This window comes from Fuscovulum sp., from assembly GCA_035192965.1.
GTDB lineage: Bacteria > Pseudomonadota > Alphaproteobacteria > Rhodobacterales > Rhodobacteraceae > Paragemmobacter.
This window is the reverse complement of sequence record CP136571.1, coordinates 2,696,445-2,717,234: the sequence shown is the minus strand read 5'-3', so window position 1 is coordinate 2,717,234 and position 20,790 is coordinate 2,696,445. Positions and strand designations below refer to the sequence as shown.

Below are 20,790 nucleotides of genomic sequence, written 5' to 3'. Positions count from 1 at the left end.
TGCACAGGCGGGGCTGCGGACCGCCCTCTGGTGCTTTTGCGGCAAGGGGCATAGGTAGGTCCGGAAGAGGACCCGTTTATGCGCCAGATCAAACCCACGGACCAAGCGAACCGCCCGGCCAATGGCTGGGCGACCATCAAGCGTGTGCTGCCCTATCTGTGGCCGCCCGGCGAAGGATGGGTGAAGCGGCGGGTGGTGGCGGCGCTGCTGTTGCTGGTGGCGGCGAAGATCGTGTCGGTGTCGACGCCGTTCCTGTACAAGCAGGCGGTGGATGCGCTGGCGGGGGAAACGCCGGATACCGGGACGCTGCTGGGGCTGACGGCGGTGGGGCTGACCGTGGCCTATGGGATTGCGCGGTTGGGGACGGTGGCGTTTCAGGAATTGCGCGACGCGGTGTTCGTGCGGGTTGGGCAGCGGGCGCTGCGCAAGCTGGCGCTGGAGACGTTCACGCATATTCACCGCCTGTCGCTGCGCTATCACATCACGCGCAAGACGGGGGGGCTGAGCCGGATCATCGAACGGGGTGTGAAGGGCGTGGATTTCCTGCTGCGCTTCATGCTGTTTTCCATCGGGCCGCTGATCCTTGAACTGGCGATGGTGGCGGTGATCTTTGCGACGCTGTTCGGGTTTTCCTATATGGCGGTCGTGGTGGTGGTGATCACGCTGTACGTCATCTTCACGCTGAAGGTGACGGAGTGGCGGGTGAAGCTGCGCCGCGAGATGAATGATCAGGATACCGATGCCAACCAGAAGGCCATCGACAGCCTGCTGAATTATGAAACGGTCAAGTATTTCAACGCCGAAGAGCGCGAGGCGGGGCGTTATGACCGGGCGATGCAGTTCTATGAAGTGGCGGCGGTCAAGACCGGGCAGAGCCTTTCGTTCCTGAACGGGGGGCAGGCATTCCTGATTACCTCTGGTCTGGTCATCGTGATGTCGATGGCGGCGCTGGGGGTGCAGCGGGGCGAGTTGACGGTCGGCGATTTCGTGATGGTCAACGCCTATATGATCCAGATCACCATGCCGCTGAACTTCCTCGGTACGGTCTACCGCGAAATCCGGCAGGCACTGGTGGATATGGGCGAGATGTTCGGTCTGCTGGGCCAGCCTGCGGAGGTGGTCGACAAGCCGGGGGCGAAGGCGCTGGCGGTGACGGGGGGATCGGTCGAGTTTGACCGGGTGGAGTTCGGCTATGAGGAGACGCGGGCGATCCTGAAGGGGATCAGCCTGACGGTGCCTGCGGGGAACAAGGTGGCGCTGGTGGGGCCGTCGGGTTCGGGCAAGTCGACCATCGGGCGGCTGATGTTCCGGTTCTATGACGTGAATGGCGGGGCGATCCGGATTGATGGGCAGGATTTGCGGGATGTGACGCAAAGTTCCATCCACGCGCAGATCGGGGTGGTGCCGCAGGATACGGTGCTGTTCAACGATACGGTGCGATACAACATCGCCTATGGCCGCGCGGATGCGACCGAGGATGAGATCGTGGTGGCGGCGAAGGCGGCCAAGATCCATGATTTCATCATGTCGCTGCCGGAGGGGTATGAAACCACGGTGGGCGAGCGCGGGTTGAAGCTTTCGGGGGGCGAGAAGCAGCGCGTGGGCATTGCGCGGACGCTGCTGAAAAACCCGCCGATCCTGATTCTGGATGAGGCGACAAGTGCGCTGGACACGCAGACGGAGCGGGATATTCAGGACAGCCTGCGCGAGATGGGGCAGGGGCGGACGGTGATTACCATCGCGCACCGCCTTTCGACCATCGCGGATGCGGATCAGATCGTGGTGCTGGAGGCGGGCGAGATCGTCGAGCGCGGCACGCATGAGGACTTGCTGACACGTGGCGGGCGCTATGCCGCGATGTGGGCGCGGCAATCGTCGGAAGAGGAAGAGACGCTGGCGGCCGAGTGAGCCGCCAGCGAAGCGATGTGCATCACGTGATGCGGTTCAACGCGATCTGATCTGGCGTCAGCGTGGTGGTGCCCTGCACATAGGCCGTCAGCACGCCGTTGACATAGACTGCGGTGCGGTTGTTGGCCGTATCGGGGGTGGTGGTGACGGTCGGCGGCGTGGTGCCGGACCAATCGATCACGAGGCGATCATCGGCCCCGAAATCGGTGACGGTTGTCACGCCATCAGGTGTGCCGGGAGTATCGAGGACGAAGGAATCGGACCCGGTGCCGCCAGTCAGGGTATCGTTGCCCGAACCGCCGACCAGCGTGTCATTCTCATCCCCGCCGGAGAGGCTGTCATTGCCGGCGCCGCCGTCGAGCCGGTCATCGCCGCCATCGCCTGCGATCGTGTCATTGCCTTCGCCCCCGGTCAGCCGGTCGCTGCCGCCGCCACCTGCGAGGGAATCGTTGCCCAGTTCGCCGGAGAGCACGTCATCATCATTGCCGCCGAAGAGGCTGTCATTGCCGCTGCCGCCGGTCATGCTGTCATCGCCGTCGAAGCCGGTCAGCAGATCGTTGCCATCATCGCCGAGCACGGTATCGGCCCCGTCGCCGCCGATGACGGTGTCGTTGCCGCTTCCGGCGACGATGGAGTCATTCCCGGCATCGCCGTTCATGCTGTCATTACCGCTGCCGCCGACCATGGTGTCATAGCCTGCGCCGCCGAAGACGGTGTCATTGTCGGCGCCGCTGTCCAGGCTGTCATTGCCTGCGCCGCCATAGACGGCGTCATCACCGGCATCTGCGGTCAGTTGGTCATTGCCCGCGCCGCCATGCAGGCTGTCGGCCCCGGTGCCGCCATAGAGGCTGTCATCATTCAGGCCGCCATGCAGGAAATCGGCCCCGCTGTCGCCGATGAGGGTGTCGTTGCCCTCGCCGCCGAAGCCGAAGTCATCACCGCTGCCCATCGACAGGCTGTCATTGCCGGTTGCGCCCTGTGCCCAATCGTCATCGGCGCTGCCGGTGATCCTGTCATTGCCGGCACCGCCGTAGAAGACGACGTCGGTCGCGCCGGGAGCGGCGACCATCGTGTCATCATCGTCTGAGCCGGTCTGGGTATCGGCATAATCGGTGGTATCGAAGAGCGACCGCATGTCCGGATCGCCAGTCTGGCTTTTTGCGCCGCCGGTATCGAGCGTTGGGGTGTAGCCAGCATCAGGATTGATGGGGGGGGTGACGACAGGGTCAATGTCATCGTCATCTGCAGCGGAAATGACGTCATAGCCCACAAGCCCCAGCAGGAGGAGTGGCCACATCAGAAACTCGATACCCATTTCACACGATCCGATACTGGTTACAGAACTACCCCTTACCGCATGGCAGGCCGATGTGGAGAAAATTTGACGGAATACGGGTGAGACTGGGGCGAGAAGGACTGCGCGGGAAAGGGGGCGGAACAGGCGCGGGGCTTGGCAAGGGTTCCCGCTTGCGTGTAAGACGGTGGAAAAGGACTGGAGAGGCCCGTGAGCAATCCTGACAGCTTTATCGATGAGGTGACCGAGGAGGTCCGCCGCGACCGGCTGTTTGCGCTGTTCCGCAAATATGGCTGGATCGGGGTTGTCGTGGTGCTGGGCATCGTTGGCGGCGCGGGCTGGACCGAATGGCAGCGCACGCAGGCCGAGGCGAAGGCCGAAGCCTTTGGCGATGCGGTGCTGGATGCGCTGGATCTGGGCGCGCCCGAGGACCGTGTGGCGGCGCTGGGAGCGATCCCCACGGATGGGGCCCAGAGTTCCGTTCTGCAATTGCTGCTGGCATCAGACCCGGTCGGCGACCGGGAGGCGACGCTGACCGCGCTTGAGGCGCTGGCCAATGACGCGACGCAACCGGCGAGCTATCGCGATCTGGCGGTGTTGCGGCGGGTGGTCGTGGCCGGGGCAGACCTGCCGCTGGCGGAACGGCGCGCGGCGCTGGACCCGATCGCGGCGCCGGGGCGGCCCTACCGGACCATGGCGCTGGAGCAGATGGCCTATCTGCTGGTGGAAGAAAACCGGACGGATGAGGCGATCACGGCGCTGACCGCGCTGCTGACCGATCAGGAAGCCCCCGGTGGCGTGCGGTCGCGGGCGCAGGAAACGATTATCGCTTTGGGTGGCGAGGTGGCACCGGCTGCGCCCGCCCCGGCACTGGCACCAGAAGCGGACGCTGATGATGCGGGCTGAAGCAGCAGGGCCGGTTGGCCGGGACGCAAAGCGGACGCATGGCGACATTCGGGGCGACATTCGGGGCAACATGGGGGCCGGAACGGTGAAGCGCAGGTTTTGGGTGACGATCTCGGGGCTCGCCATGGCGACGGCCCTGGCCGGATGCGAACGCGAACTGATCCTGTCGGGCGAACGCTTTTCGGTGCGTGAACCGCTTGAAGCGTCGATCCCTGTCGAGGGGCAGCCCGCGCCGGTGGCTGCGCCGATCCGGCCGGAAAACCAGTCTGTGCCCATCTCGCTGCCATCGGCGGTGGCCAATGCCGATTGGTCGCAGCGCGGTGGCGCGGCGAACCACGCCCAGCCGCATGGCGCATTGTCAGCCGCGCCGCAACGGGTGTGGACGGTGAATGCAGGCAAGGGCAACAGCCGCAAGAACCGCGTAAGCGCGGCCCCTGTGGTGGCGGATGGCCGGGTCTATACGATGGATGCGGCGGCGGTTGTGCAGGCCACGGGGACGAATGGCGCGGTGCTGTGGCAATCCGATCTGACCGCCGAGTTTGACCGGGGCGGTGGTGTGTCGGGGGGCGGGCTGGCTGCAGGGCCGGGGCGCGTCTATGCGGCGACGGCCTATGGCGAGCTGGTCGCTCTGGATGCGGCAAGTGGCGCGGTGGTGTGGCGGCAGCGGCTGGATTCTGCGGTGACGGGTGCGCCGACGGTTTCGGGCGGCACGGTGTTCGTGTCGGGTCGCGACGGATCAGGCTGGGCGATTGCCGCCGATACGGGGCGCGTGCGCTGGACCGTGCCGGGGGCTGTCGGGTCCACGGGGATGATCGGGGCGGCTGGACCTTCGGTTGGTGACAACGTGGTGCTGTTCCCGTTCACCAACGGGTCGGTGACGGCGGCGCTGAAAGTATCGGGCGTGCAGGTCTGGCAGGCCCCGGTGACGGGGCAGCGCGTGGGCCGTGCCTTTGCGGGTGTGACGGATATCACGGGCGACGCGGTGGTGATGGGCGATGTGACCTATGTGGGCACCGCATCGGGCCGGACGGCGGCGCTGGATACATCCTCGGGCGAGCGGATCTGGACGGCTGTGGAAGGCGCGCTGAACCCACCACTGGTGGTGGGGGGATCGGTGTTCGTCGTGAATGACGAGAACCGTCTGGTGCGGCTGGATGCGGCGACGGGTGCGCCGATCTGGGCGGTGGACATGCCCTATTTCACCAAGGACAAGCCGAAGCGGCGCAAGGCCATTGTTCCGCATTTCGGCCCTGTGCTGGCAGGCGGACGGCTGGCGGTGGTGTCGGGTGACGGGCAGCTGCGGCTGTTCAATCCGGCGGATGGCGCGCTTGTCGGCGGTGCAGAGATCCCCGGTGGTGCCTCGGCCCCGCCGGCGCTGGCGGGTGGCACGCTGTATGTTGTCAGCGGGAATGGACAACTTCACGCTTTCCGTTGACGGGTTCCCCGTGTAAGGGGTTCCTCTTTCGGAATTCCGGAGTGGAAGATGAGCTTCACCCTTGCGATCGTGGGTCGCCCCAATGTGGGGAAATCCACGCTGTTCAACCGTCTGGTCGGGCGGAAGCTGGCGCTGGTCGATGACCAACCCGGCGTGACGCGCGACCTGCGCGAGGGGGATGCGCGTCTTTTTGACCTGCGGTTCACCGTGATCGACACGGCCGGTCTGGAAGAAGTGACCGATGACAGCCTTCAGGGACGGATGCGGCGTCTGACCGAACGCGCGGTGGAACTGGCCGATGTGTGCCTGATTCTGATCGACGGGCGGATGGGCGTGATGCCCACGGATGAGGTGTTTGCCGATATCCTGCGGAAAAAGAACGCGCGGGTGATCCTGGGGGTGAACAAGGCCGAGGGCGCAGCGGGGGATTCCGGCGCGCTTGAGGCGTGGTCGCTTGGCCTGGGTGAGCCGATCCGTCTTTCGGCGGAGCATGGCGAGGGGATGGACGATCTGTATCGTATCCTGCTGCCTTTCCGTGAGGAATTTGCCGAACGCGAGGCGATGAACACGCCCGATGTCGAGGTCGATGTTTCTGAGGAGTTGAGCGAGGAGGAGGCCGAAGCCACCGCCTATCGCCCGACTGCCAAGAAGCCGTTGCAGATTGCGGTGATCGGGCGGCCCAATGCAGGGAAATCGACGTTGATCAACAAGATCATCGGCGAGGACCGGTTGCTGACGGGGCCGGAGGCGGGGATCACGCGGGATGCGATTTCGGTCCGGTCGGACTGGCTGGGGACGCCGATCCGGATTTTCGACACGGCGGGGATGCGCAAGAAGGCGCGGGTGACCGAGAAGCTGGAAAAGCTGTCGGTGGCGGACGGGCTGCGCGCGGTGCGCTTTGCCGAGGTGGTCGTCGTGCTGCTGGATGTGGAGATCCCGTTCGAGGTGCAGGATCTGCGGATCGCGGATTATGCCGAGTCTGAGGGCCGGGGCGTGGTGATCGCGGTCAACAAATGGGATCTGGAAGACGAGAAGCAGGAAAAGCTGGCCGAGCTGAAGGAGATGTTCGAACGTCTTCTGCCGCAGTTGCGTGGGGCGCCGCTGATTACGGTGTCGGCCAAGACCGGGCGCGGGCTGGACCGGCTGCACGATGCGATCCGGCGGACGCATGACATCTGGAACAAGCGGATCACGACGGCGCGGCTGAACACTTGGCTGGGCGCGATGACCGAGGCGCACCCGCCGCCGGCACCGGGCGGGCACCGCATCAAGCTGCGGTACATGACGCAGGTGAAGGCGCGGCCGCCGGGGTTTGTGATCATGTGTTCGCGGCCTGATGAGATGCCGGAAAGCTATAAGCGCTATTTGGTGAACGGGTTGCGCGACCATTTCGAGATGCCGGGCGTGCCGATCCGGATCATGTTCCGGTCGCAAAGCGACAAGAACCCGTTCAAGGACCGCAAGTTCCACACACCCTCCCGCCTGCGCAAGCATAAGGAAGGGCGGAAGGACTGAGCTCCGCTGGAACCAGGCGACCAAAGACCCTTCCCGCAAAGGCGGGGTGGGTGCCCTTCGGTAACCCTTGGTTCTGGTGGCTTTCGTCGGATTTGGGTATTTTTGCCAAGATGAAGTGGCAGGGTTGGCTCTAACCCAGCCGCGTCGCGCGGAGCGTGAGCGCCATGAGCGCGATGCCGATGCCGGCGAGGATGGCGACGGTGGGGTTCAACCCGGCATTGGCGACCGTGATGCCGATGAGCGCCCAGATCACGGTGAGGCCGTAGACGGGCATGTGGGGTTTCTGCCGTTGCGTCCAGGTGGCGAGGGCCAGCGTGATGGCGATCATCACAGCGGCGGTGGCGGTATCCGAAAGCCAGCCATAACCGGCGATCACGACGCCCGTGGAGACGGAGGCGGCGGCGGAAAGCCAGCCTGCCAGAATGGCGATGGGGGCTGACAGGAGCCAACGGTCGGTTTCGGTATCGGCGCGCAGGAAGGCTGTGAGCGCGCTGGCGGCCATGATCCAGATGACGACGGTTGCCCAGATCGGGGCGACCGGCGCGATGGAGAGCCAGGCGGAGCCGAGGGCGATGGCGACAATCAGGGCCGGGCGCGTGCGATCCCAGACCGGATTGGTGCTCCGCTTCCACAGGCTGGTGACGGCATGGATGGCCAGCCAGAGGTAGATCACGCTCCAGATCGAAAAGGCGTAACCGGCGGGCTGGATCGAGGGGCGGGCGATCTGCACAGGGAAGAGGGCCGGATCATAGCCCGTGAAGGGAGGCGTGATGAACGGGGCCGCGCCGAAGGCTGCGGTCACGATCAGGAGGAGGAGGGCGCGGAGTTTCATATGTCTTCTACCTTCCGGCCCCGGAATTGGACCTGTTGTCGGGTTCAGGCGAGCGTCCCATCTGCGGCGATGCGGGTTTTGCCGCCGAGATAGGGGTGCAGGGCGGCGGGCAGATCGACAGAGCCGTCGGCCTGTTGCCCGTTTTCCAGCACCGCGATCAGGCAGCGGCCCACGGCAAGGCCGGAGCCGTTGAGGGTGTGGACAAACTCTGGCTTGCCGCCGCCAGTGGGGCGGAAGCGGGCGTTCATGCGGCGGGCCTGAAAATCGCCGCAGACGGAGACGGAGGAAATTTCGCGATAGCGGTTCTGACCGGGAAGCCAAACCTCAAGATCATGGGTTTTTTGCGCGCCAAAGCCCATGTCGCCGGTGCAAAGGACGATGGTGCGATAGGGCAGGCCCAGCTTTTCAAGGATGGCTTCGGCGCAGCGCGTCATGCGGTCATGTTCAGCGAGGCTGGTGTCGGGGGTGGTGATCGACACCATTTCCACCTTTTCGAACTGATGCTGGCGGAGCATCCCGGTGGTGTCCTTGCCTGCCGAACCTGCCTCGGACCGGAAGCACTGGGTGTGGGCGGTCATGCGGATGGGAAGATGGGCTTCGTCAAGAACGTCGCCTGCGACGGTGTTGGTGAGCGTGACCTCAGATGTGGGGACAAGCCACCAGCCATTGGTGGTTTGGTAGCTGTCTTCGGCGAATTTGGGCAGTTGGTTGGTGCCATACATCGCCTCTTCCTTCACCAGAACCGGGGTCCAGGTTTCGGTCAGGCCATGGTCGGTGATGTGGGTATCGAGCATCATCTGCGCCAGCGCGCGGTGGACGCGGATGACCGCGCCGCGCAGCACGACGAAACGCGCGCCGGAAAGTTTGGCGGCGGTTTCAAAGTCCATGCCGGGTTTGACGCCGGGAATATCGAAATGTTCCAGCGGTTTGAAATCGAAGGCGCGGGGGGTGCCCCAGCGGCGCAGTTCGACGTTGTCGTCTTCGTCCTTGCCCTCTGGCACCGCGGCGAGGGGTAGGTTGGGGATGCGCATCAGCATGTCGCGCAGGGCGGCATCCTGGGCGTCGGCCTCGGCCGTGAGGCGGGCGATTTCGGCCTTTTTATCCGAGACAAGCGCACGCAGACGTTCAAATTCGGCATCGTCACCGCGGGCTTTGGCGGCCCCCACATCCTTGGAGGCGCGGTTTTGTTCGGCGGTGGCGGTTTCAGCGGCGACGATGCGGGCGCGGCGGTCGGCATCGAGGGCGAGGATTTCGGGCGAGGCGGGGGGCAGGCCACGACGGCGCAGGCCTTCGTCGAAGGCGGCGGGATTCTCGCGGATGGCGCGAATGTCATGCATGGCAAACCTCGTGGTCTGTGAATCGGTGCTTGCTGCCTTATGCGTCATTGTGCGGCCCGGTGTAACCGGGGCCTTGCGAAAGGGGCGGCAGCTTGCGGCATGGCGAACACAGGCCGAGATCGGGTGGCTGGGCCGCAGGTTGTGCCGAATGCGGCAAAAGGGCAGTTAATAATCACTAATTTTCAGTGGCATGGGCGGGTCTTCTCGACTAGCTTCAGCCGCGCCCGGATCAGCGCTGTTTGATCACTTGCCCTTTGAAAAAGAAGATCATGGTCGCCATTGCCTATCGGCCCGAAATTGACGGTCTGCGCGCGGTCGCGGTGCTGTCTGTCGTATTGTACCATTTCGGGATTTCGGGACTCGACGGCGGGTTTGTCGGGGTGGACGTCTTTTTCGTCATTTCGGGATATCTGATCGGCGGCATCCTGTGGGCCGAGATGACACAGACGGGCCGGGTATCGCTGGTGCGGTTCTATATCCGGCGGTTCCGGCGGCTTGCGCCGGCCTTTTTCGCGATGGCGGCGGCTGTGTCGGTGGTGGGTTGGTTCGTGCTTTTGCCGGTGGAATACCGGGAGTTCGCGAAATCGCTGATCGCAGCAACGGTTTATCTGGCGAATGTGCAGTTCTGGCGGGATGCGGGATATTTTGACTTTGGAGCAGAGGAAAAGGTTCTTTTGCACACCTGGTCACTTTCGGTGGAAGAACAGTTCTATGTTGTCTTGCCGATTGCGATCCTGCTGCTGCGCCATCATCCGCGCGCGCTGCATCTGGTGTTGTGGCTGGGCTTTGCCGGATCGCTCGCGGCGAGCCTGTTGCTGACACCCCGGATGCCGGAGGCGGCGTTCTATCTGTTCCATTTCCGGGCCTGGGAAATGCTGGCGGGTGTGCTGCTGGCGATTGCACATTTGCAGGGGCGGCGGTTGCCGGATGCGGTGCAGGCGGGCGTGTCGGTGCTGGGTATGGGACTGGTGCTGGGATCGGTGGTGCTGGTGCAGGCGGGGCCGGGGTTTCCGGGCTGGCAGGCGGTGTTTCCGGTGCTGGGTACGGTGCTGATCCTGGCGGGAACGGGGCAGGTCAATCTGGTGAACCGGCTGCTGGCGATGCGCGGGCCGGTGTTCGTGGGGTTGATCTCCTATTCCCTTTATCTGTGGCACTGGCCGGTGTTCAGCCTGTCGACGACGTGGCGGGGCGGCTATGCCGGACCTGCGGAGGTGGCGTTCTGGATTGCGCTGTCCTTGGGGCTGGCGATGGTGAGCTGGCGGTTTGTGGAACGGCCGTTTCGTCGGGGGCCATCCTGGGGCGCGCGAGGGGAACAGGCAGGCGACGTGGCACCGTGGCGGTCGGTGTTTGGCGGGATGGCGCTGGCGTCGGCGGTCACGCTGGGCTTTGCGGCCTTTGTCTATGCGCGCGATGGGCTGGAGCAGCGGTTTGACGCAGCAACGCGTGCCCACATCGCCGCGACGCAGGATTTCAATCAGGACATAAGCCGCTGTTCGGTGGAGGCGGAGGGGCCGCTTACCGGCATCAGGCTGTGCCGGATCGGGCCCGAGGATGCTGGCCCGCCGGAGGTTTTGGTCTGGGGTGACAGCCATGTGCGTTCGATAATGGACGTGGTTTCGGAGACTGCGATAGAGGCGGGTGTGCCCGGCATCATCCTTTGGACGGCGGGATGCCCGCCGCTGTTCGGGGTGGTCAAGGACGAGACCGCCTCGACCGCCGCAGCGAACCGCGCCTGCCCGGAGATCAACGGCCAGCTGGAAGCAGCCTTGCCCGAGCTTTCGAGTGTGAAACGGGTTCTGGTCATCGCGCGGTGGAGCTATTACGCGGAGGGGCAGGGGTTCGGGCTGGACGTGCACAACAAGATCCGTCTGAATCCGGCACCGGGAAGCGGGCTGGAGGCTGCGCCCGACCTGATGGCAGCGGCGCTGGCGCGGACGGTAGACGCGCTTTCGGTGCTGGGGCCGGTGACGGTGCTGCGGCAGATGCCAGAGATTCCGGTCTATACATCGCTGCTGGCGGCGCGGGCCATGGCGCATGGCCGGGCTGAGACGGTGCCTGCCATGCTGAGCGTGCCGCGCGCCGAGGCCGAAGCGCGGGCGGCGCGGGCCGACGGGATGCTGCGCGCGCTGGAGGCGGAGGGGAAGATTGCGCTGATCGATGGCTGGGACAGGCTTTGCGACGCGGCGAATTGCAGTGTGATGCAAGGGGGCGGGCCGGTCTATTTCGACACCAACCATCTGACGAATGGCGGGGCGCTGCTGATACGTGATCTGCTGCTGCCGGCATTGACGGGGCGGGGCGCATGACGGGGATGACCACAGCGCCCCTGGATGCGGCGACGGGGCGGGTTTGGGACGCCATCGTCATCGGCACTGGCATGGGCGGGGGCAGCGCAGGGCGGGCGCTGGCCGAGGCCGGGCTGTCGGTGCTGTTTGTCGAGAAGGGGCCTGCGGGGTATCGGGCAGAGCAGAATCCGCTTTTGTCTGAAAGCCCCGACCCGGTGGCGCGGCAGATGCGGGGATGTTGGCCTGCGCCGATGGCGGCCCGGATCGACGGCATGGAAAGCGAGTTCTTTGCGCCGATTGGCAGCGGAGTGGGCGGATCATCGGTTTTCTACGCCGCGACGCTGGAACGGCCAGAGCCGCATGATCTGGATGATATGCCGGGGCGTCCGCATCCGGCGGGCGGCTGGCCGGTGCGCCATGCGGAGATGGCACCGTGGCTGTCGCGGGCGGAAAAGATGTTCCATGTGAGCGGCGAGCCGGATCCGCGCAGCGGGGCAGGGGCGGACAGCTTGCGCGCGCCGCCGCCCCTGGATGCGGGCGAAGTGGCGATGATGGCGCGGATGCGGAAGGCGGGGTTGAACCCCTATCAGTTGCATTCGGCCTTGAGGAATGTGGACGGGTGCATGAGTTGCCTTGGCCACAAATGCCCGCGTCCGTGCAAGATGGATGGCCGGTCGGCGGGGGTGGAACCCGCGCTGGCCACGGGGCGGGCGGCGCTGCTGGACAATTGCGTGGTCACGCGGATTTGCGGGGATGGCGGGGCGGTGACGCATCTTGAGGCGCGCCATCGCGGGCAGGCGATCACGCTGAAGGCGCGGACCTATGTGCTGGCCGGTGGGGCGCTGGCCTCGCCCCGGTTGCTGCTGGCCTCGGCCAGTGAGGCATGGCCGCAGGGCTGTGCCAATGGCAGCGGGCAGGTGGGGCGCAACCTGATGTTCCATCTGAACGAGATGCTGGCGATCTGGCCCGAGCGGGGCGCGCCGGCCTTTGACGGGCCGACCAAGGCGATCGGATTTCGTGACCTGTATCACGTGAACGGCGAGCGTTTTGGCATGGTGCAGGCCATGGGCGTGACGGCGAGCAGCGGGGTGATCGTGCATTTCCTGCGGCAGATGCTGGCGCGGTCGCGGTTTGGCCGGGTGAAAGGTCTGCAAAGCCTGGTGCGGTTGCCTGCGGAGATTGCGGCGCGGATGCTGGGCGAGGCGCAGATCTTCGTGGGTCTGCTGGAAGACCTGCCTTATGCGGAAAATCGGGTGACATGGGCGCCGGGCGATGGGGATACCCTTCGGCTGGATTATGCGTTCCACCCTGAGGTGCTGGCGCGGCGCAAGATGTTTCGCCGCGTGATCGGGCGGTCGCTGAAGGGGCAGCGGCATCTGTTCCTGACGCGGTGGCCGGAATTGAATTTCGGGCATCCGACGGGAACGCTGCGCTTTGGCCATGATCCGGCGACCAGTGTGCTGGACAGCGATTGCCGCGCGCATGGGATCGCCAATCTTTATGTCGCCGACGGGTCATTCATGCCCACGTCGATGGGGGTGAACCCCAGCCTGACCATCGCAGCGAATGCGCTGCGGGTGGCGGCAGGCCTTGCACAGGCGATGAAGGAGGGGCGGCATGAGTGATGCACAGGTATCCGAGCGGCTGCGGCAGGGTGTGGCGGTGGTCACCGGCGCGAACCGGGGGCTGGGGGAGGCGCTTGCGCTGGAACTGGCGGGGCTGGGGGTGACGGTCGCCGCAATCGGGCGAGATGAGGCAGGTTTGCGCGCCGTGGCGGCAAAAGCGACCAGTGGGCGCGTGCATCCGGTGGTGCTGGATCTGAAGGACGCGGCTGCCGTGCCAGAGGCCTTTGCCGGGATCGCGCGGGATCTGGGACCGGTGACGCTGTTGATCAACAATGCGGCCATCTATCCGCGGCGGGACTTTCTGGAGGAAGGCACGGCTGATTTCATGGCGACGGTCGCCATCAATCTGGGCGGGGTGGCGGCCTGCACCCATGCGGCGCTGATGGGCATGGTGGAGACGGGGTTTGGGCGCATCCTAAACGTGTCGACCTTTGCCGATATTCAGCCGGTGCCCGCGAGCGCGGGCTATGCCGTTTCAAAAGGGGCGGGCCGTATTCTGACCCGGGCGCTGGTGGCCGATATCGGCGACCGGTTTCCCGGCATTGTGATCAGTGAATGGATGCCCGGGATTCTGGCCACGCGGATGGGTGTGCCGGGGGGGCTGCCCGCGCGAGAGGCTGCAATCTGGGGCGCGCGGCTGGCGCTGTGGCATGACCGCAGCCTAAACGGCCGCAGCTTTGTGCTGGACCGTGAATTGCTTGAGACGCGCAGTCTGAAACGGCGGCTGCTGGACAAGCTGGCCCGGCGCAGCCCGGTGCCGCGGCGGCTTTGAACAGGGGGCGCGCAGGGTGGCAAGGGTTGCTGGTTGAACGCAGCGCACCATCCCCCCATATCGGGGCTGGAGCGCAGGTCAGACCGGTTCTTGGCTGCCTTGCCTTCCCATGCACCCGACTATAGGGTGCGCGCAAATTCGGCCGGGAGCCATTGCCCGGTGATGACAAACAGTGAGGATGCCCATGTTCGCTACTCCCGCCTATGCACAGGCCGCCGGTGCCGGTGCCGGTTCTGCCTTTGCTTCGTTCATTCCGCTGATCCTGATCTTTGCGATCATGTATTTCCTGCTGATCCGTCCGCAGCAGAAAAAGCTGAAGGAACACAAGGCCATGATCGAGGCGCTGCGCCGCGGGGATCAGGTGGTGACGCAGGGCGGTATCGTCGGCAAGGTGACGAAGGTGCAGGAAGACGGCATGGTCGAGGTGGAAATCGCCGAGAACGTGAAGGTCAAGGTGATCAAGGGCACCATTGCGCAGGTCATGAACAAGACCGAACCGGCCGCGGCCTGAGCCTGGCTGGACGCAGAACATGCTGACATTTCCCCTGTGGAAGCAGATCCTGACCTGGCTTGCTGTGGCGGCCGGTCTGCTGCTGGCGGTGCCCAACCTGTATTATGCGCAGGTGGAGGCGCATAATGATGCGGCCAAGGCGGTGGAGGCGGCAGGCTTTGCCACCACCGAACAACAGGCGGCGCTGGACCAATGGCCGGACTATCTTCCGTCTGGGGTGGTGAACCTGGGTCTGGACCTGCGGGGGGGCGCGCATCTGCTTGCTGAAGTGCAGGTGGTGGATGTCTATAAGGCGCGGATGGATGGCTGGTGGCCGGAAGTGCGCGATGCGCTGCGTGACGTGCGCGATCAGGTGGGCAGCGTGCGGCGGCAGCCGGGGCAGGTGCCCTATGAGCTGCGCGTGCAGATCGAGACCGAGGCCGGGATGGCCGCTGCGGTGCAGGCCGTTCGGGCGCTGGCGTCGAATGTTGTCACGCTGACCGGGGTCGGCCAGACGGATATCGACGTGACGGCTGAGGGCAATGTGCTGATCGTGCAGTTGTCCGAGCCGGAGCGCGAGGCGCTTGACCTGCGCACGATCCAGCAATCGCTGGAGATCATCCGCACGCGGGTGGATACGGCCGGGACGCGGGAGCCCACGATTCAGCGGCAAGGTGCGGACCGCATCCTGATTCAGGTGCCGGGCATCGGATCGGCCACGGAATTGAAGGCGCTGATCGGGACGACGGCAAAACTGACCTTCAACCCGGTGGTGCGGCGCGGCACGGCCGAGGATCAGACGCCGGGGCCGGGCAACATCAGCCTGCCGTCGATGGATGAAGAGGGTGTATGGTATACGGTTGAGGAAGTCCCCGTCGTTTCGGGCGAGGACCTGACCAATGCCAAGGGCGATTTTGACCAGAACGGGCGTCCTGCGGTGGCGTTCCAGTTCGACGTGCGCGGCGCGCGGGCCTTTGGCGATTACACGGCGCAAAATATCGGCGCGCCCTTTGCCATCGTTCTGGATGGCGAGGTGATTTCCGCCCCCGTGATTCAGAGCCATATTCCGGGCGGGTCAGGGATCATCACCGGCAACTTCACGGTCGAAGAGGCGAACCGCCTTGCGGTGCTGCTGTCTGCCGGGGCGCTGCCTGCGAGCATGACATTCCTCGAAGAGCGGACCATCGGGCCGGAGCTTGGGCAGGATTCGATTGATGCAGGCCGGGTGGCGACGCTGGTGGCGGCGGGGTCGGTCAGTCTGTTGATGATCGCATCTTATGGTTTGTTCGGGGTGTTTGCGGTGGTGGCGCTGGCCATCAACATGGGGCTGATCTTTGGCGTGATGTCGATGATCGGGGCCACGCTGACGCTGCCGGGGATTGCCGGTCTGGTGCTGACCATCGGGATGGCGGTGGATGCCAACGTTCTGATCTATGAACGTATCCGCGATGAATTGCGGGCAGGCGCGAAGAACGCGGCGCGGGCGATCGAGCTTGGCTTTGAGCGGGCGCTGTCGGCCATCGTGGACGCGAACGTGACGACGCTGATCACGGCAGGGGTGCTGTTTTTCCTTGGTGCCGGACCGGTGCGCGGTTTTGCGGTTACGCTGGCCATCGGGATCATCACATCCGTGTTCACGGCGATCAATGTGACGCGGTTGATCGTGACCTACTGGTACAACCGGCGCAAGCCGAAGACGCTTGTCGTATAAGGGGACCGGATCATGGCATGGCGTTTCAAGCTTGCACCCGACAAGACGAATTTCGACTTTTTCCGCTGGCAATGGGTGACCTTTGGCGGGTCGCTGATGCTGTCTGTGCTGGCCATTGTCGCCTGGGCGGTGATGGGGCTGAACTACGGGATCGACTTCAAGGGCGGCACGACAATCCGCACGGAATCCACCATCGCGGTGGATGTGGGCGCGTATCGGGATGCGTTGCAGGGGTTGCCGCTGGGTGATGTGTCGATCACCGAGGTGTTCGATCCGAATTTCACCGATGACCAGCATGTGACGATGATCCGCATCGCGGCCGAGGATGAAAGCCAGGCGGTGACGCCCGAGCAGATCATTCAGTTGGAAGAGGTGCTGCGCGCGGCGATTGATCCGGCGATGACCTTTCCCAGCGTGGAAAGCGTCGGGCCCAAGGTTTCGGGCGAGTTGGTCTTTACCTCTGTCCTGTCGCTGATCGTAACGAGCGTGGCGATCATGATCTATATGTGGCTGCGGTTTGAATGGCAGTTCGGGGTGGGGGCGGTGCTGGCACTGCTGCATGATGTGCTGATCACCATTGGCATATTCGCGCTGTTCCAGATCAAGTTCGACCTGACCATCGTGGCGGCCCTGCTGACCATTCTGGGCTATTCGATCAATGACACGGTGGTGGTGTTCGACCGGCTGCGCGAGAATTTGCAGAAGTACAAGCAGATGCCGTTGCGCGATGTGATGAACCTGTCGGTGAACGAGACGCTGGCGCGGACCTTGATGACAGCCTTGACCACGTTGATTGCCGTCGGAGCCATGCTGATTTTCGGCGGGGATGTGCTGCGTGGCTTCTCGCTGGCTATTTTCCTTGGGGTTCTGTTCGGCACCTATTCTTCGGTCTATGTGGCAAAGAACATCGTGCTTTTCATCGGGCTGGACCGGAGCGAAAAGCCGAAGAACCGGGGCACGCCGGATGATTTTGCGAACGTGGATGCCTGAGCCGCTCTTGGGCGGGGGCAGGCGTGAGGGGGGCGGATGCGCCTGACCGAGATCAGTTATGGCACGGCCCAGCCCATTGAGGGTTATGGGCCGGGGTTTTTCCGGGTCGGCGGCCATGTGCTGCGCGGGGCCTGCCTGATCACACCCTGGGATGCGGGGTTGTGGGGCGGGTTTGCGGATACCGAAACGCCGCTGTCGCTGGCGGGGCGGATCGATGTGCTGTTCGTGGGCATGGGGGGCGATATCGCCCATGCGCCGAAGGATTTCGTCGCCACTCTGGACGCGGCGGGGATCGGGGTCGAGGTGATGTCCTCCCCCGCCGCCTGCCGGACATATAATGTGCTGTTGAGCGAGGGCCGCCGGATCGCGGCGGCGCTGCTGCCGGTGGCTGGGCCGTGACGGTGACGCCGGCACAAATTTCTTGGGAGAAATTTGCAAATTCCTTTGAAGGAATTTGGTCATGGACCTGACGGTTGCCGATCTGGCGGTGGCGCGGGGCGGCATCGCGGTGCTGGAAGGGGTGACCTTCCGGCTGGCGGCGGGGCGGGCTTTGGTGCTGCGCGGGCCGAACGGGATTGGCAAGACAACGCTTTTACGGACGCTGGCCGGGTTGCAGCCGCCCTTGGCGGGGGAGATGTCGGTGCCACCCGAGAGCTTGGCCTATGCCGCCCATGCGGATGGGTTGAAGGCCGTGCTGACGGTGGAAGAGAACCTGCGGTTCTGGGCTGCGGTCAACGGCACCGATGGGGCCGAGGCGGCGATGGTGGCAATGAACCTGAGCGGTTTGCGCGACCGGCGGGCGGCCAACCTGTCTGCCGGGCAGAAGCGGCGGCTGGGGCTGGCGCGGATATTGGTGACGGGGCGGCCGATCTGGGTGCTGGATGAACCCACGGTGTCGCTGGATGCGGCATCTGTCGCGCTGTTTGCGGGCGTGGTGCGGGCGCATCTGGCGGCGGGGGGATCGGCGCTGATGGCCACGCATATCGATCTGGGGCTGGCAGAAGCGGAGGTGCTGGACCTGACGCCGTTCAAGGCGCAGCGGCCTGCGGCCGGGGGCCGGGTGGGCGCGTTCGACGAGGCCTTCGGATGAGGGGCGTGTGGCGCGGGTGGAGGGTGCGGACTGGGGGCTGTCTGCCCCCAGACCCCCGAGGATATTTTTCCAGAGAAGAGAGGGGCATGGCTGTGCTTCTGGCTGTGGCGGGCGCGATCAACGGGGGGGTGGCATGGGGGCGCTGCTGATCCGGGATCTGCGGCTGGCGATGCGGGCGGGTGGCGGCTTTGGGCTGGGGCTGGCGTTTTTCCTGCTGGTGGCGGTGCTGGTGCCTTTGGGCGTGGGGCCGGAGGGTGATGTGCTGGGCCGGATTGCGCCCGGCATCCTGTGGGTTGGGGCGCTGCTGGCCTGCCTGCTGAGCCTGGACCGTATCTTTGCGCTGGATTTCGAGGATGGGTCGCTGGACCTGCTGGCGACGGCGCCGATCCCGCTGGAGGGGGTGGTGGCAGTGAAGGCGTTGGCGCATTGGGTGGTGACGGGATTGCCGCTGACGATTGTGGCGCCCGTGCTGGGGGTGCTGTTGAACCTGCCTGTGGCTGGTTATGGGTGGCTGGTGCTGTCGCTGCTGTTGGGGACGCCGGCGCTGTCGGTCATCGGGGCTTTTGGGGCGTCGCTGGTGGTGGGGGTGAAGCGGGGCGGTTTGCTCTTGAGCCTGCTGGTGTTGCCGCTTTATGTGCCGACGCTGATCTTCGGGGCGGAGGTGGTCAAGCGCGGGGCGGCGGGGCAGGCGGTATCGGTTCCGGTGCTGCTGCTGGCCGGGATCACGCTGGCGGCGGCGGCGCTCTTGCCTTTTGCGGCGGCTGCGGCAATCCGCATCAATCTGCGCTGAGCGCACGCGTGATAGTGAATTGAGGCTTTGAGCCGGAGGACGTAAGGAGCCTGCATGTCGATCTGGGAATATGCCAATCCGAAGAAGTTCATGCAGACCTCGGCCTGGGTCTTGCCCTGGGTGACCGGGCTGGCGCTGGCCTGTCTGGTGGCAGGGCTGATCTGGGGGTTCTTCTTCACGCCGGATGATTTCCGGCAAGGGTCTACCGTCAAGATCATCTATCTGCATGTGCCAAGCGCGATGATGGCGATCAATGCCTGGGTGATGATGTTGGTGACCAGCCTGATCTGGCTGATCCGGCGGCATCATGTAAGCGCCTTGGCGGCCAAGGCGGCAGCGCCTGTGGGGTTGACCTTTACGGTGATCGCGCTGCTGACGGGGGCCTTCTGGGGGCAGCCGATGTGGGGAACCTGGTGGGCCTGGGACCCGCGGCTGACATCCTTTCTGATCCTGACGCTGTTCTATCTGGGTTATATCGCGCTGTGGCAGGCGATCGAGGACCCGGATACGGCGGCGGACCTGACGGCGGTGCTGTGTCTGGTGGGGTCGGTCTTTGCGCTGCTGTCGCGCTATGCGGTGCTGTTCTGGAATCAGGGGCTGCATCAGGGGGCGTCGCTGTCTTTGGACAAGGAGGAGAATGTGGCGGATGTGTTCTGGTTCCCGCTGCTGGTCTGTATTGCGGGTTTCGTGCTGCTGTTTGTGGCGCTGGTGTTGATGCGGACGCGGACGGAGATCCGGGCGCGGCGGTTGCAGGCGCTGTTGGCGCGGGAGCGGCTGGCATGATGCCGGATCTGGGGAAATATGCCTTTGCGGTGCTGGCATCCTATGGGGCGTCGCTGCTGTTGCTGGTGGCCATCGTGGGGCTGACCATGTGGCGTGGCGCGCGGGTGAAGGGGCAGTTGCGCGAGGTGGAACTGCGGCAGGAGCGTGAGGATGGCTAGATGGTTGATGGTGCTGCCGCCGGTGCTGTTCCTGGGGCTGGCGGGGATGTTCTATGTGGGGATGCAGCGGCAGAACCCCGATGACCTGCAATCGGTCTTTCTGGAGCGGCAGGCACCTGCGGTGCCGGTGGCACCTTTGCCGGGATTTCCCCTGTTGACGGATGCCGATCTGCGGACGGGAGAAGTTACGGTAGTGAACTTCTGGGCGAGCTGGTGCCCGCCCTGCCGGGCGGAGCATCCGGTTTTGTTGGAGATGGCGGAGAGGGGCATCCGGGTTGCGGGCATCAACATGCGCGACAAGGCGGAAGATGCGACTGCTTATCTTGAGGCGGACGGCAATCCTTTCTTCGCGCTTGGTTTCGATCCGAGTGGGCGGGACCGGGTGGAATGGGGTGTGACCGCACCGCCGGAGACGTTCATCATCCGGGGCGACGGGACGGTGGCGTTCCGTTTCATCGGGCCGCTGGTGGGCACGGATTACGAGGCGCGTTTCGTGCCGGCGCTGGAAGCGGCGCTGGCGGAGAATGCGGGAAGCTGAACCGGAAGCTCTGGGTTGAAACTGAAAAGGGGGGGCTGAGCGGGCCCCCCCTTTTCGATGTCCGCCCAAGGGTAAGCGTTCATCTTTTTCTGGTCGGTACGCCCGCTCAGAAACCAGTGAGCACAATGAACAGAAGCGCGAAGAGAAAGAGACCTTCGCCAAAAGGCAGGTAAGTGCCGGAAAGGACCGATCGGCTTGCAGCACGGGGAGGAGTGAAGTCGATCATTTGGCGTTCCCGGCGTGTGAACCATTCATACGCGACAGGATCATCATAGGCCCATGGTGCCGCGAAAGCAGCCCGGTTTGGTGGAAACAATGGGTTTCCACACCG

The 20,790-nt window shown here is 64.7% G+C and carries 19 protein-coding genes; 16 read left to right on the top strand and 3 right to left on the bottom strand.

Annotated elements, in window-relative coordinates; translation table 11 throughout:
* The first annotated feature begins 78 nt into the window (after positions 1-78).
* Positions 79-1,908, top strand: coding sequence for an ABC transporter ATP-binding protein/permease (locus RSE12_13335; GenBank protein ID WRH61361.1), 1,830 nt, complete (start codon positions 79-81; stop codon positions 1,906-1,908).
* 22 nt (positions 1,909-1,930) lie between these two features.
* Here the strand turns inward: RSE12_13335 and RSE12_13330 are convergent, their stop codons facing one another.
* The gene (locus tag RSE12_13330) at positions 1,931-3,223 is read right to left on the bottom strand and encodes a calcium-binding protein (protein WRH61360.1); all 1,293 of its coding nucleotides are present in this window, start codon (positions 3,221-3,223) and stop codon (positions 1,931-1,933) included.
* A 189-nt stretch (positions 3,224-3,412) separates the two neighbouring features.
* Here RSE12_13330 and RSE12_13325 point away from each other — a divergent pair, with 189 nt between their 5' ends.
* Genes RSE12_13325 through der form a run of 3 tightly spaced genes read left to right on the top strand, consistent with a single transcriptional unit; the run spans position 3,413 to position 7,058 of the window.
* Positions 3,413-4,108 (top strand): hypothetical protein, encoded by a 696-nt coding sequence (locus RSE12_13325; GenBank protein ID WRH61359.1) that lies wholly within the window; start codon positions 3,413-3,415, stop codon positions 4,106-4,108.
* Positions 4,095-5,543 (top strand): PQQ-binding-like beta-propeller repeat protein, encoded by a 1,449-nt coding sequence (locus RSE12_13320; protein ID WRH61358.1) that lies wholly within the window; start codon positions 4,095-4,097, stop codon positions 5,541-5,543. The genes RSE12_13325 and RSE12_13320 overlap by 14 nt, the downstream gene beginning before the upstream one ends.
* A gap of 48 nt (positions 5,544-5,591) precedes the next feature.
* Positions 5,592-7,058, top strand: a complete 1,467-nt coding sequence (gene der / locus RSE12_13315) for a ribosome biogenesis GTPase Der (GenBank protein ID WRH61357.1) — start codon at positions 5,592-5,594, stop codon at positions 7,056-7,058.
* Between the two features lie 130 nt (positions 7,059-7,188).
* Here the strand turns inward: der and RSE12_13310 are convergent, their stop codons facing one another.
* Together RSE12_13310 and serS are read right to left on the bottom strand one after the other, a co-directional pair.
* Entirely contained in the window at positions 7,189-7,890 is a 702-nt protein-coding gene (locus RSE12_13310; protein ID WRH61356.1) for a hypothetical protein, read from the bottom strand.
* A gap of 44 nt (positions 7,891-7,934) precedes the next feature.
* Positions 7,935-9,227 (bottom strand): serine--tRNA ligase, encoded by a 1,293-nt coding sequence (gene serS, locus RSE12_13305; protein ID WRH61355.1) that lies wholly within the window; start codon positions 9,225-9,227, stop codon positions 7,935-7,937.
* Positions 9,228-9,496: 269 nt separating this feature from the next.
* Between serS and RSE12_13300 the strand changes: the two genes are divergently transcribed.
* From RSE12_13300 to RSE12_13245, 12 genes are all read left to right on the top strand, one after another.
* On the top strand, positions 9,497-11,533 hold the full coding sequence (locus tag RSE12_13300) for an acyltransferase family protein (protein WRH61354.1): 2,037 nt from the start codon (positions 9,497-9,499) through the stop codon (positions 11,531-11,533).
* Between the two features lie 5 nt (positions 11,534-11,538).
* Positions 11,539-13,137 carry a GMC family oxidoreductase gene (locus RSE12_13295; protein ID WRH61353.1) on the top strand — a complete coding sequence of 533 codons (1,599 nt, stop codon included), beginning with the start codon at positions 11,539-11,541 and terminating at the stop codon, positions 13,135-13,137.
* Positions 13,130-13,909: an SDR family NAD(P)-dependent oxidoreductase gene (locus tag RSE12_13290; GenBank protein WRH61352.1), complete on the top strand. Its 780-nt coding sequence runs from the start codon at positions 13,130-13,132 to the stop codon at positions 13,907-13,909. The genes RSE12_13295 and RSE12_13290 overlap by 8 nt, the downstream gene beginning before the upstream one ends.
* 184 nt (positions 13,910-14,093) lie before the next feature.
* A complete protein-coding gene (gene yajC / locus RSE12_13285) occupies positions 14,094-14,420 on the top strand; it encodes a preprotein translocase subunit YajC (protein ID WRH61351.1) in 327 nt (108 codons plus the stop codon).
* Between the two features lie 19 nt (positions 14,421-14,439).
* Positions 14,440-16,110, top strand: a complete 1,671-nt coding sequence (gene secD, locus RSE12_13280) for a protein translocase subunit SecD (GenBank protein WRH61350.1) — start codon at positions 14,440-14,442, stop codon at positions 16,108-16,110.
* A gap of 12 nt (positions 16,111-16,122) precedes the next feature.
* Complete coding sequence (gene secF / locus RSE12_13275) at positions 16,123-17,100, top strand: protein translocase subunit SecF (GenBank protein WRH61349.1); 978 nt, start codon at positions 16,123-16,125, stop codon at positions 17,098-17,100.
* 36 nt (positions 17,101-17,136) lie between these two features.
* Positions 17,137-17,499 carry an Mth938-like domain-containing protein gene (locus RSE12_13270; protein ID WRH61348.1) on the top strand — a complete coding sequence of 121 codons (363 nt, stop codon included), beginning with the start codon at positions 17,137-17,139 and terminating at the stop codon, positions 17,497-17,499.
* 61 nt (positions 17,500-17,560) lie between these two features.
* Positions 17,561-18,190: a heme ABC exporter ATP-binding protein CcmA gene (gene ccmA / locus RSE12_13265; GenBank protein WRH61347.1), complete on the top strand. Its 630-nt coding sequence runs from the start codon at positions 17,561-17,563 to the stop codon at positions 18,188-18,190.
* A gap of 133 nt (positions 18,191-18,323) precedes the next feature.
* Positions 18,324-18,980, top strand: a complete 657-nt coding sequence (ccmB, locus tag RSE12_13260; protein ID WRH61346.1) for a heme exporter protein CcmB — start codon at positions 18,324-18,326, stop codon at positions 18,978-18,980.
* 54 nt (positions 18,981-19,034) lie between these two features.
* Positions 19,035-19,763, top strand: a complete 729-nt coding sequence (locus tag RSE12_13255; protein WRH61345.1) for a heme ABC transporter permease — start codon at positions 19,035-19,037, stop codon at positions 19,761-19,763.
* Positions 19,760-19,921 (top strand): heme exporter protein CcmD, encoded by a 162-nt coding sequence (gene ccmD / locus RSE12_13250; protein ID WRH61344.1) that lies wholly within the window; start codon positions 19,760-19,762, stop codon positions 19,919-19,921. Before RSE12_13255 ends, ccmD begins: the two co-directional genes overlap by 4 nt.
* Complete coding sequence (locus RSE12_13245) at positions 19,914-20,459, top strand: DsbE family thiol:disulfide interchange protein (protein ID WRH61343.1); 546 nt, start codon at positions 19,914-19,916, stop codon at positions 20,457-20,459. The genes ccmD and RSE12_13245 overlap by 8 nt, the downstream gene beginning before the upstream one ends.
* Positions 20,460-20,790: the final 331 nt, after the last annotated feature.

Excerpts from the sequence above, each read along its gene's own strand:
- RSE12_13335 (WRH61361.1), top strand. The coding sequence starts at position 79 with ATGCGCCAGATCAAACCCACGGACCAAGCGAACCGCCCGGCCAATGGC.
- RSE12_13330 (WRH61360.1), bottom strand. The coding sequence starts at position 3,223 with ATGGGTATCGAGTTTCTGATGTGGCCACTCCTCCTGCTGGGGCTTGTG.
- RSE12_13320 (WRH61358.1), top strand. The coding sequence starts at position 4,095 with ATGATGCGGGCTGAAGCAGCAGGGCCGGTTGGCCGGGACGCAAAGCGG.
- der (WRH61357.1), top strand. The coding sequence starts at position 5,592 with ATGAGCTTCACCCTTGCGATCGTGGGTCGCCCCAATGTGGGGAAATCC.
- RSE12_13310 (WRH61356.1), bottom strand. The coding sequence starts at position 7,890 with ATGAAACTCCGCGCCCTCCTCCTCCTGATCGTGACCGCAGCCTTCGGC.
- serS (WRH61355.1), bottom strand. The coding sequence starts at position 9,227 with ATGCATGACATTCGCGCCATCCGCGAGAATCCCGCCGCCTTCGACGAA.
- RSE12_13300 (WRH61354.1), top strand. The coding sequence starts at position 9,497 with ATGGTCGCCATTGCCTATCGGCCCGAAATTGACGGTCTGCGCGCGGTC.
- RSE12_13295 (WRH61353.1), top strand. The coding sequence starts at position 11,539 with ATGACCACAGCGCCCCTGGATGCGGCGACGGGGCGGGTTTGGGACGCC.
- RSE12_13290 (WRH61352.1), top strand. The coding sequence starts at position 13,130 with ATGAGTGATGCACAGGTATCCGAGCGGCTGCGGCAGGGTGTGGCGGTG.
- yajC (WRH61351.1), top strand. The coding sequence starts at position 14,094 with ATGTTCGCTACTCCCGCCTATGCACAGGCCGCCGGTGCCGGTGCCGGT.
- secD (WRH61350.1), top strand. The coding sequence starts at position 14,440 with ATGCTGACATTTCCCCTGTGGAAGCAGATCCTGACCTGGCTTGCTGTG.
- secF (WRH61349.1), top strand. The coding sequence starts at position 16,123 with ATGGCATGGCGTTTCAAGCTTGCACCCGACAAGACGAATTTCGACTTT.
- RSE12_13270 (WRH61348.1), top strand. The coding sequence starts at position 17,137 with ATGCGCCTGACCGAGATCAGTTATGGCACGGCCCAGCCCATTGAGGGT.
- ccmA (WRH61347.1), top strand. The coding sequence starts at position 17,561 with ATGGACCTGACGGTTGCCGATCTGGCGGTGGCGCGGGGCGGCATCGCG.
- ccmB (WRH61346.1), top strand. The coding sequence starts at position 18,324 with ATGGGGGCGCTGCTGATCCGGGATCTGCGGCTGGCGATGCGGGCGGGT.
- RSE12_13255 (WRH61345.1), top strand. The coding sequence starts at position 19,035 with ATGTCGATCTGGGAATATGCCAATCCGAAGAAGTTCATGCAGACCTCG.
- ccmD (WRH61344.1), top strand. The coding sequence starts at position 19,760 with ATGATGCCGGATCTGGGGAAATATGCCTTTGCGGTGCTGGCATCCTAT.
- RSE12_13245 (WRH61343.1), top strand. The coding sequence starts at position 19,914 with ATGGCTAGATGGTTGATGGTGCTGCCGCCGGTGCTGTTCCTGGGGCTG.